The sequence below is a fragment of the Variovorax sp. P1_H12_2 genome, assembly GCF_056405335.1.
The window spans coordinates 1-10,426 of sequence record NZ_JBFUCI010000219.1 but is presented as its reverse complement, the minus strand read 5'-3'; the positions used below and the strand labels follow the sequence as shown (position 1 = coordinate 10,426).

At 64.4% G+C, this 10,426-nt stretch carries 7 protein-coding genes and 1 pseudogene; 2 read left to right on the top strand and 6 right to left on the bottom strand.

Annotated elements, in window-relative coordinates; all coding sequences use genetic code 11:
- Positions 1 to 10 precede the first annotated feature (10 nt).
- A pseudogene (locus AC1D2K_RS20660) lies at positions 11 to 709 on the top strand (IS6 family transposase).
- An 82-nt stretch (positions 710 to 791) separates the two neighbouring features.
- Here the strand turns inward: AC1D2K_RS20660 and AC1D2K_RS20655 are convergent.
- The 5 genes from AC1D2K_RS20655 to AC1D2K_RS20635 form a co-directional block, all read right to left on the bottom strand.
- Complete coding sequence (locus AC1D2K_RS20655) at positions 792 to 1,688, bottom strand: LysR family transcriptional regulator (protein WP_478090696.1); 897 nt, start codon at positions 1,686 to 1,688, stop codon at positions 792 to 794.
- Positions 1,689 to 1,743: 55 nt separating this feature from the next.
- A complete protein-coding gene (locus AC1D2K_RS20650) occupies positions 1,744 to 2,550 on the bottom strand; it encodes an oxidoreductase (protein WP_478090695.1) in 807 nt (268 codons plus the stop codon).
- 41 nt (positions 2,551 to 2,591) lie between these two features.
- Positions 2,592 to 5,669: an efflux RND transporter permease subunit gene (locus tag AC1D2K_RS20645; protein WP_478090694.1), complete on the bottom strand. Its 3,078-nt coding sequence runs from the start codon at positions 5,667 to 5,669 to the stop codon at positions 2,592 to 2,594.
- On the bottom strand, positions 5,666 to 6,781 hold the full coding sequence (locus AC1D2K_RS20640; RefSeq protein WP_478090693.1) for an efflux RND transporter periplasmic adaptor subunit: 1,116 nt from the start codon (positions 6,779 to 6,781) through the stop codon (positions 5,666 to 5,668). The genes AC1D2K_RS20645 and AC1D2K_RS20640 overlap by 4 nt, the downstream gene beginning before the upstream one ends.
- An 85-nt stretch (positions 6,782 to 6,866) precedes the next feature.
- Positions 6,867 to 7,484, bottom strand: a complete 618-nt coding sequence (locus tag AC1D2K_RS20635) for a TetR/AcrR family transcriptional regulator (RefSeq protein ID WP_478090692.1) — start codon at positions 7,482 to 7,484, stop codon at positions 6,867 to 6,869.
- Positions 7,485 to 7,590: 106 nt separating this feature from the next.
- Here AC1D2K_RS20635 and AC1D2K_RS20630 point away from each other — a divergent pair, with 106 nt between their 5' ends.
- Positions 7,591 to 9,063, top strand: a complete 1,473-nt coding sequence (locus tag AC1D2K_RS20630) for an efflux transporter outer membrane subunit (protein WP_478090691.1) — start codon at positions 7,591 to 7,593, stop codon at positions 9,061 to 9,063.
- A gap of 291 nt (positions 9,064 to 9,354) precedes the next feature.
- Here the strand turns inward: AC1D2K_RS20630 and AC1D2K_RS20625 are convergent.
- The coding region (locus AC1D2K_RS20625) for an MATE family efflux transporter (protein WP_478090690.1) at positions 9,355 to 10,426 on the bottom strand (1,072 nt) is incomplete at its 5' end.

Sequence of the window (10,426 nt, the reverse complement as noted above, 5' to 3'; positions counted from 1 at the left end):
GCTCCAGAGCATGGACGATCTGTTCAAGGGACGGCTCTTCGAGCGAGAGATCATCGTTCTATGCGTCCGCTGGTATCTGCGCTACAAACTGGGCCTGCGTGACCTGGTGGAAATGATGGCCGAGCGCGGCCTTGCCCTGGCCCATACGACGATCATGCGCTGGGTCCAGCGTTTCGTGCCTGAGTTCGAGAGGCGCAGGAATCGCTTCGCCCGCAAGGCCGGTCGCTCGTGGCGCGTGGGTGAGACCTACGTCAAGATCCGAGGCAAGTGGACCTATCTTTACAGGGCTGTCGATCGAGACGGCCAGACCGTGGACTTCCGCTTGAGCGCGAACCGCGATGTCAAGGCGGCCAAGGTGTTCTTCTGCAAGGCGCTGGCGACTCAAAACGACCTCCAGTGACCATCACGCTGGACGGCTACGCTGCCTCGCATCGCGCCGTGCGGGAACTGTCCGCGCAAAGCACCCTTTGGAAGCGCACACGACTGCGGTCGTCCAAGTATCTCAACAACATGGTCGAGCAGGACCATCGGGGCGTGAAGTCGCGCATCAACCCCATGCTCGGCTTCAAGGTCTTCGATCGAGCGGGCCGTGACGATCGCCGGCGTCGAGCTGCTGAATCGCATTCGCAAAGGCCAGTTCAGTCTCCGCCGGCTGCGCGTCAAAGGCCAAGCCGCGCCCGCGGTCTGGAATGCAGTGCTCTCAGCATGATCAGCGCATCGCGCTCACGAAATTGTTCGGCCGCGCGGAAGATTTGCACCAGAACCGTCGTCAACCCATCGCGCGCCAATCCTTAACGCGTGCCAGCAGGTCTAAACCGGTTTTCAAGAAAATCAAGCAGTGCACGGTGCACCGCCGTGCTGTGTCGACGCTGCAGGTAGACGGCGGAAAGCCACATGTCGCTGCGCACGAAGTCCGACAAGACGGGTACCAGTCGTCCGCTCTCGACGTAGGGTTCGAGCATGACAGAAGGCAGATAGACGACGCCAGCCCCCAGCAGTGCGGCCTGGATCAGTGGGCCGGCTTCCGTTGCATCCAGCCTTCCGTGAACCGCGACCTCGACTGGCTGCCCGTCTGCTTCGAACCGCCACTTCGGCAGAGGATTCAGATGGGTACTGATCAGCGCGACGTGGTGAGCGAGGTCGCTGGGATGAGCTGGCACGCCRTGCTTGCGCCAGTAAATGGGCGCGGCGCAGACACTGAGCTCCATTGCCACCAGCTTTCTGACGATCAGGTTCTCGTTGGCCGAAGCGCCAAATCGGAGAGCGATGTCGACGCCATCCTCCGCAAGATCGACCATTCGGTTCGTGAGAACCAGACTGATGCTGACTTCGGGGTAGTGGCCAAGGAAGGCGTTGATCAGTGCCGGCAACTCCGTCAGGTCCATGCCGTGCGGCGCCGAGATGCGCAGGCGCCCGCTGGGGACCCGCGCGCGGTTCTGCAGTTCGGCTTGCGTGACGTCGGCCAGCTCAAGCATCGGCTTGCTTCTTTCGAGAAGCAGGTGGCCGGCGTCCGTCAGGCTGACCGCACGGCTGGTGCGGTTCAGCAGCCTGACACCGAAACGGCGTTCGAGGGTTGCGATGTACTTGCTGATGGTGCCCCTCGACAGCGACAGATGCTTGGCGGTGCGGGAGAAGCTCCCGGAAGAGGCGACTTCGCTGAATGTGCGCAGGAGGTCCAGGCTGTCCACGATGTTCTCCGTCTTTGATGGGCGATGTTCGTCAAGACGCTTGAGCGCCCGGCCCTCAGGCGAGCCCGAGTTTTCTTCGCAGGCTCGCATCCACGGGTCCGGACGGCAGGAAGCGGCGCAACTTAGTTAGAAGCGACGCTTGCCCGGGGGGGGTGTAACGCATGCGCCACGGGCCGAGGCCCGCTTCGACGACGGTGCTCGCCACCCTGTGCGGTTCGGGCGCATTGTTGACGCTGTCGGACACCGAGACTGTCACCAGGTCCCGTTCGCGGTCGTAGCCCGCGATCCGTGTCTTGGCTCGGGGCGCATTGGCGTCGAGGTTGGTCCGCGTGAAAGCCGGCTGCACCAGGGCGGCGCGAATGCCGAACTGGCGCACTTCGTGATCGAGCGATTCAGACAGCCCTTCCACCGCATGCTTGGTGGCCGCGTAGATCCCCATGTACGGCGCGGGCAATACGCCGAGTACCGAGCTGACGTTGACGATTCGCCCACGACGATGCGCACGCATGTGAGGGAGTACGGCGCGCGTCATGCGGAGCATGCCGAAGACGTTGGTGTCGAAGAGCGCCACGGCCTCGGCCGTCGAAGTCTCCTCGACCGCGCCCATCATCATCATCCCCRCGTTGTTGACCAGCACGTCGATGCGCATGGCACGGTCAATCACGGATTCGACGCCGAGTTGAACCGAGCGTTCTTCCCGAACGTCGATCTCGACGAACTCGACACCGGCCAGTGCGGGCGCATGGCGAAGGTCGCGCACGGTGCCGAACACGCGGCAGCCCCGCGCGACGAACATCTCCGCGGCTACGCGCCCGATGCCCGAGGACACTCCCGTTACGACGACAACTGATGAAACTGACATGGTGGTTCTTTCGGTCTTGAACGAATGGTGAGGAAGCGCCATCAATGCGTGGCCGGGTTGCCCTTGCCGGGCCGGATCCTGAACCAGATGGCATACATGGCCGGCAGGAATACCAGCGTCAGGATCGTCCCCGCGAGCGTCCCGCCGATCAGCGTGTAGGCGAGCGCCCCCCAGAACACCGAGTGCGTCAGTGGGATGAACGCGAGGATCGCCGCGAGCGCCGTCAGGATCACGGGGCGGGCACGTTGCACGGTCGCCTCTACGACAGCATGGAACGGGTCGAGCCCTTGCTCCTGATTGTGGTGGATCTGCCCGAGCAGAATCAGCGTGTTGCGCATCAAGATGCCCGACAGCGCGATGAGCCCCACGAGCGCATTGATGCCGAAGGGCTGCTGGAACAGCAGCAAGGTCGGCACGACGCCGATCAACCCCAGCGGGCTCGTGAGGAACACCATGACCATCGCGGATATCGAGCGCACCTGGAAGATGATGATCAATAGCGTGATCGCCAGCATGATCGGGAACAGAGGCAGCATCGCCTTGGTCGCCTTCTCCGATTCCTCGATGGAGCCGGCCTGGATGATGTGGTAGCCGGCCGGCAGCTTCTGCATCAGGGGCTGCAGCTTCGCGGTGATCGCGGTCGACACATCGGGGGGCTGCAGCCCGTCGGCGATGTCGCCCTGCACCGTGATCGTGGGCATGCGGTCGCGTCGCCTCATGACAGGTTCTTCCATGCGCACCTCGACCTCGCCGACCTGCGACAGCGGAATGCGCTGGCCGCCAGTTCCGGCGAGCGTGAAGTCCACGACCTTCGCGGGATCGAGCCGGGTGCCGCCGGCGGAACGGGCCACCACCTGCACCGTGCGGATGTCTTCACGTACGGTGGTCACCGGCACGCCGCTCAGCAGGAATTGCAGTTGTTGCGCCACCGCGCTGGAGGTCAGCCCGACGGCCTGAAGGCGGTCCTGGTCCAGGGTGAAATGCAATGTCGGCGTACGGGTGCCCCAGTCGGTACTGACGGTGCGCATCATCGGGCTGGCATCCATGACTTGGCGCACTTCGTCCGCGATCTTGCGCAGCTCGTTCGCATCGGGCCCGGTGACACGGTAGGCGACAGGAAACGGCGAGTACGGGCCGAACACGAGCTGGGTCACGCGCACCCGCGCCTCGGACGCGAGGCCGTCGGCAATGGCATGACGCAACCGGTACTTCAAGGACTCGCGTTCCTCCTGRCTGGCCGTGCGCACCACGATCTTGGCGAACGACGGATCGGGCAGTTCGGGCCCCATCGCAAAATAGAAGCGGGGCGCGCCCTGTCCTATGTATGACGTGACGATCTGTGCCTCCGGCTGCGTGGAAAGCCAGGCCTCGACCTTGGCCGTGGCGTCGCTGGTCTGGGTGATCGAAGTGCCGTAGGGCATCTGCACTTCGACGAGCACTTCGGGCCGGTCGGAGATCGGAAAGAACTGCTTCTTGACCACGCCCATGCCGAGAATCGACACGATGAAGAGGCCCACCATGGCGCCCGCCACCAGCCACTTGCGCGCAATGACGCGTGCCAGAACACGACGCAGCCGGTTGTAGCGTGGTGTGTCATAGATCGCGGCGTGGCCGCCTTCGATCTTCTTGAAGTTCGGCAGCAGCTTGATGCCCAGGTAGGGTGTGAACACCACGGCGACCACCCAGGATGCGATGAGCGCGATTCCGACGATCCAGAACATATTGCTGGTGTACTCACCCGCGGTCGACGGCGCGAATCCGTTGGGCATGAAGCCGACGGCGGTGACTAGCRTGCCCGATAGCATGGGCGCCGCCGTGTGGCTCCAGGCGTATGCAGAAGCGGCCACATGGCTGTAGCCCTCCTCGATCTTCACGACCATCATTTCGATGGCGATGATGGCGTCGTCCACCAGCAAGCCGAGCGCGAGGATGAGCGAGCCGAGCGTGATCCGGTCGAAATTCTTGCCGGTCGCGGCCATCACCACGAAGACCACCGCTAGCGTCAGCGGCACTGCCGCGGCCACCACGAGGCCAGCACGCCAGCCCATGCTTAGAAAGCTCACCAGCATCACGACCAGCAAGGCCGCGAAAAACTTGATCATGAACTCGTCGACCGATGCGCTGATGTTCACCGACTGGTCCGTGACCTTGGTCAGACTCAGGCCCAGGGGCAACTCCGCGTTGATGGCACGGGCCTCCATGTCCAGCGCCTTGCCCAGATCGAGGCCGTTCCAGCCTTCCCGCATGACCACGCCGATCAGCAAGGCAGGTTCGCCGCCGTTGCGGATCATGAATGTGGCCGGGTCTTCGTACCCGCGCTTGACCGTGGCAACGTCCGATAGCTTCAAGGTACGGCCTTGCGCGATCACCGGCGTATCGCGGATCTTCTGTAGCGTGTCGAATGCGCCGTCCAGTCGAATGAAGACCTGCGGGCCGCTGGTTTCCACCGACCCAGCCGGGCTCAGCGCGTTCTGGTTGTTGAGTGCGGCGAACACGTCCTGCGGGCCGATGCCCAACGTCGCCAGCCGGTCGTGCGCGAACTCGACATAGATTCGTTCCGACTGCTCCCCGGCGATGTTGACCTTCTTCACGCCCGGCACGTGCAGCAACCGTTGGCGCAGCGTTTCCGCATCGCGCACCAGCACGCGCTGCGGTTCTCCCTTGGCCTTGAGCGCGAAGAGGGCGAAGGTGACGTCGGCGTACTCGTCGTTGATCATCGGCCCGATCACGCCGGAGGGGAGGGTGCCCGCTTCGTCAGCGACCTTCTTGCGCGCCTGATAGAACTCTTCCTGCACCTGCGCTGGCGGGGTGCTGTCGAGCAATGTCAGGGTCGTGAACGCCAGGCCGGGGCGTGTGTAGGTCTCCGAGCGGTCGTAGTAGCGCAACTCCTGCAGGCGCTTCTCGAGCTTCTCGGCGACCTGGTCCTGCATCTCCTGCGCCGTGGCGCCGGGCCAGGCCGTAATGATGGTCATCACCTTGACGGTGAAAGCGGGATCCTCCGCGCGGCCGAGCTTGAAGAACGCGACCAAGCCCGCCAGCGAGACCAGGCAGATCAGGAACAACGTGATGGAGCGTTCGCGTACAGCCAGCGCCGACAGGTTGAAGCGGCCTTCGCTCATGGGCGGGCTCCGCCCGCGGCCGGCGTCGCGGCCGGGGTCGCGATACGCACCTGCTCGCCTTCGCGCAGCAGGTGCGCCCCAAGCGCGACGACCCGATCTCCCTGTTTGAGTTGACCGGTCACCCGCGCACGGTCGTCGTCAAGATGCTCGACCGCCACCGGCTGCCAGCGCACCGTCGACGGATCTCCGCCAATGACCCACACGCCCGTTGCCTTGCCTGTGTCGAACAGGGCGCCGATGGGCACCTGCGCACTGCTTTCTCGCGCGGGCCTGCCGTCCGCGATGTGGACCGTGACCGTGGCACCCAGGGGCGCGTTGGCCAGTTCGCCCTCGAGCACGTATCGCGCCTCGAACGTGCGCGTGAGCCGGTCGGCCGCATCCGAGAGCTGCCTGAGCTTTACTGCCACTGCAACGCCTTCCTTGCCGAAGAGCGTGGCCTGCCCGCCCGAGCCGACGACAGGGCGCATCGTTTCGGGCAACTGGACCACCGCCTCCCTGCGCCCAGCCTGCGCCAAGCGGACCACCGGCTGCCCGGCGTTGACCACCTGGCCGGGCTCGGCCAGCGTCTCCAGCACCGTGCCGTCCGCATCGGCGGCAAGTTCTGAATAGCGGTTGGAGTTGCGCGCGACTTCCGACTGTGCTTCGGCCGCACCGAGCTGGGCTTGAGCGGCATCCGCCGCAGCCTTGATCTGGTCGTAGGCCGAGGCGGAAATGGCCCCGGTGCCTCTCAGGTCGCGGTAGCGAAGTTCTTCGTCGCTCGCCTGCTTGGCACGCGCCCGGGCAGCGGCCACGGCCTCCTGCTGTGCGCGCGCAGCCAACCTCAGGTCGACCGGGTCGATGCGCATGAGCAGTTGCCCGCGCTTGACAGTCTGACCAGCGTCCACGAAGCGCTCCAGCACTTTTCCTGAGACACGGAAGCCCAGGTCGCTTTGAACCCGCGCGGCTACGGTGCCTGTGAAAGAGCGCGATGCGGAGTCGGCTGCTTGGACGGTGGCAGCGCGCACCAGCGGTGTCTGGGTGCGCGGATCTGGCGGCGCTTTGTCGTCGCAGGCGACCAACGCGAATGGCAAGGCGCAAAAGAGTGCGGATGTAGCGAAGCGGCGCGAAAGCATACGGGTCCCATTGACGAATCGATCAGGACCCAAATTCTGATACTAGTGACCATATTAGTCAATGGTCACAAGAAATATTTAGTTTTTATGGCGACAAGCTGCGCAGCACCAGGCCGGACAGCTGCGCCGGCGCCTGGTCGGTGTGATCGAAGCTGTGCCGCAGGATCAGGGGGTTGATATAGGGGTGAACGACCAGATAGATCGCCGCCGCCGTCTCGTCGATCGGTGTCTTGCGCTCGAAGTCGCCGGACTCGCGCCCTTGCTTCAGCACCTCGACGAGCAACTGCTGGATGCACTCTTCGTGTGCGATGGCCGACTGCCAGCGTTCGCTGGCCGCCGAGATGGCGATCTCGTAGAGCTTGCGGTCCTGGAAGAACAGACGAAGGCCCGAATCAACGATGGCCTTGAACATGCGGCGCAGTTTCTCGGGTGGACGGTCGGTGCCATCGACCGCAGCGCGGATGTCCACTTCGATCTCCCGCAAGCAGTTCGAGCAGATCATTTCCCCGATCGCCTGCTTGGACTCGAAGAACTTGTAGATGTATGCCTTGGAGAAGCCGATGGCCTTGGCGAGGTCGGAAACCGTGGTCTTCTCGTAACCGTACCGGCTGAAGTGCTCGGTTGCCGCAAGGACAATCTGCGCGCGCACATCGTGATCTGCCGGCCCCCGTGTGGCAGGGGAAGAGGAAGTTGCATTGCTCATGGCGACAGCTTAACGCTCCCGGAAAAAGGCCACAACAAGTGACCACATTGAATTATAGTCACAACTTCGTTTGATGGTCTCGTCCCACTCGTTCCAGAAATCGCCCATGTTCCAACGCACCCTTGTCATTCCCCTGCTTCTCAGCCTTCTCGCAGGTTGCGCTGTCGGTCCTGACTATGTCCGACCCGCCACCACTCTGCCGGACCAATTCATCGGCGAAGCAGCCCTCGACCGGCGCGCCGCTACCGCGAACGCCGAGTTGGTCGCCTGGTGGACTGCGTTTGGCGATGCACACCTGGCCCGCTACGTCGAACTCGCGCTGACGCAGAACCTCGATCTTGCGCAAGCATCTGCCCGCGTGGCGCAGGCCCGTGCTGGACTCGGTGCTGCGAACGCAGCGATGCTGCCCGCGGGCAACCTCAGCGGACAAGCTGCCCGGGCCTACCAGTCGGTCGAGACGCAGTTGGGCCAGGTTATGAACTCGCAACCAGGTTTCGATCGCTACGGCAACGCCTATGAAGCCAACCTTGGCGCAAGTTGGGAACTGGACATCTTCGGCGGCCTGCGTCGGGGCCGTGAGGCTGCGCTGGCCGACTACCAGGCATCGGAGGCCGGCGCAGCCGCCACGCGCCTGACCGTGGCTGCGCAGACGGCAGACATCTATATCACGCTACGCGGACTGCAGGCCCGCCTCGACGTGGCACGCCGGCAAGTCGGCACGCAACAAGAACTGCTCTCGAAGGTCGACTTGCTCTACGGCAAGGGGCTGGCAGCCGAACTTCAGTTGAGGCAGGCCGAAGGTGCGCTGGCGCAGGTTCGTGCGGTGCTTCCAGTGCTGGAGGCGGGCGAAGCTGCGGCCATGAACGCGCTCGACGTGATGCTGGGTGCGGCGCCGGGCGCTCACCGTGCGGAACTGGCCGCACCGGTTGCCATTCCCGTCGCACCGCGCATCGGCGCCACCGGATCACCCGGCGAGTTGCTGCGACGGCGGCCCGACCTGATCGCCGCCGAGAGGCGACTTGAAGCGTCTAACGCTCGCACCGGGGTGGCCATGGCCGAGTACTACCCGAAGCTGTCCTTGGGGGGGGTAATCGGCAGCGCCACGTCCGTGGCCAGCGGTAACGTGTTCACCGGCGGGGCCAGCCAGGCCGCGGTCTTGCTCGGCCTGCGCTGGCGCCTGTTCGACTTCGGGMGCATCGATGCGCAGATCGAACTCGCAAAAGGGCAGGAGGCGGAGTTGCTCGCGGCCTATCGTCTCGCGGCACTGCGCGCGACCGAAGACRTGGAAAATGCTTTCTCCGCCCTGGTCAAGCGTGAAGAACAAGCCACCTTGCTCGCGCAGGGCGAGGCAGCGCTCGGTCGTGCACGAGGCGCCTCGTTCACGGCCTATCAGCGAGGTGTCGTCAGCCTGATCGAAGTGTTGCAAGCGGACGAGAGCCTCCTGCGCGTTGCTGATGCGAAAGTGCAGGCGCAAACGGAGGCGGCGCGCGCGGCGGTCAGTGCGTTCAAGGCGCTGGGCGGCGGCTGGCAAGCCGAGACCGCTGACGCGGTGGCAATCCGCGCAGACGTACAACGATGACGGAGAAGCTCCTCTGTCAGCGCACGACGTACGACCTCGAGTTGTCGATCAAAGGGCTCTTGGTTTCGACCGACTGGGAGGAGTTCATGCGCTGCTGAAATCGGGGTCGGCCCACCTGCCTATCATGCACCGGACTCTGTCGATGGATCTCGAGCAGGTTCAGGCAACGCACCGTCGCCAATGGGCAGTGACCATGTCCCGACTCAATCCTGGCGGACGGCCTTAGAGCGCAGGCCAAATCCGTGGCGACCGATCGAAGCAATCCAACGCGGCCCTTCGCTCCCACGCGATCTAGCGAATACCCCACCTCACCCGGGCGAAGCCACACGCCGTTACCGCGGAACCGACGATGGCCCCCACGGCCACCAGCAGGAAGGCGGACTCAAGACTGAGCTTTCCCGCGAACACCAGCGCTGCGGCGGACAGCGCGCACATGAAGCGGAAGCTACCCGCAGCGAGCGGCCAGCCGACGCGCCGCGCGCCTTGCCCCGCGAAGTACAACGCCATCGCGATCGCGATGAAGCCGAAAATCGGGCCCATCACCCTCAGATAGTGGCCGCCGACGGCCCATATGTCGGGGTCGTTCGTGAAGTGAGACATCCACAGCAGGCTGGGCAGGAACGCCACGCTGAGGCCCAGCACTTCGAGCAGGCCACCGACGAACAGTGCATTCACCAGCGCAGCGCGGCGCGCTCGCGGGATGTCGTCGGCGCCGATGCAGGTTCCGACTACGGTGATGGCGGCGGTACCGAAGCCGAACATCACGGGCACCAGCAGCATTTCGAGCCGGGACGCGATCCCGTAGCCCGCGATCGTTGCCACGCTAAGGGTACCCGCAGCGGCAGTGATCGCGCCGATCGAAAGCGTCGACATCGCCGCGTTGAAGGTTGACAGCAAGCCCACGCCAAGGATGGCACCAAAGTGGTCACGCCGCAGCGGGTGCCGGCGAAGTCGAAGTTTCGAGCCCCCCAAACGCATATAGACAAAGATCGCTGCCAGCGAGCCCGCGGTGCACAGCACCTGTGCGATGCCCGCACCGGCCACGCCCATTCTCGGAAGCCCCAGTCCGCCCAGAATCAGGATTGGGGAAATGAGGAGTCCGGCTCCGACGCTGCCGAGCATGATCAGTGCGGGCGTCCTGACGTTGCCCGCGCCTCGCAACGCCGATTGCAGCAAGGTTGGAACCCAGAACAGGACCGCGCCGTCGAAGAGAATGTTCGAGTACTGAAGCGCTTGCTGCCAGGACGTGCCAGTGCCGCCCAATCCGCGATAGAGCATCGGAGCCGCGGCGATCGCAGCCACGGTGAAGAGTCCGCCTGCGACGATCGCGATCACGACGCTGTGCCAAACAAGGCTTTCGGCC